Annotated in this window: 1 protein-coding gene; it reads right to left on the reverse strand. The window is 58.4% G+C overall.

Annotation, left to right across the window (positions count from 1 at the left end; genetic code table 11):
• Window positions 1-94: 94 nt before the first annotated feature.
• Entirely contained in the window at window positions 95-451 is a 357-nt protein-coding gene (gene uraH / locus EC86_RS29675) for a hydroxyisourate hydrolase (RefSeq protein ID WP_029528313.1), read from the reverse strand.
• Window positions 452-488: the final 37 nt, after the last annotated feature.

The raw sequence follows: 488 nt of genomic DNA on the forward strand, positions 1-488 counted from the left end.
TTTTAATCCGTAGATTCATAGGGTTTTCCCGGTTTGGAGTAAAAAAATATTCCCTTGCAGCACAGCCAGAAACAACCCGCCACCCTGCCGCCGCTCAGGAGCCCCGGTAAGTCGAGTAAGTCCAGGGCGTCACCAGCAAGGGCACGTGGTAATGGCCCTGCGCGTCGGAGATGCCAAAATCAATCGGCACGACATCGACAAAGGCAGGCTCGGGCAGCACGACGCCACGGGCGCGAAAGTACGCCGCCACCTCGAACAGCAGGCGATAACGCCCGATCGCCATGGCGCCGGCGTCCAGCAACGGCCCGCCATCGTTGCGGCCATCGGCATTCAGGGTGAGGGTTTTGAGGGTCTCGAAGCTTGCGCCCGCAAGGCGCTGCAGCGTCACTTTCATGCCAGCAGCGGGGCAACCGTTCATGGTGTCGAGCACGTGGGTACTGAGATGGCCCATAAAAATTCTCCTTTTTAAAACACAACGAAACTGACAC

The organism is Polaromonas glacialis, from assembly GCF_000709345.1.
In the GTDB taxonomy this organism is placed as follows: Bacteria; Pseudomonadota; Gammaproteobacteria; order Burkholderiales; family Burkholderiaceae_C; genus Polaromonas; species Polaromonas glacialis.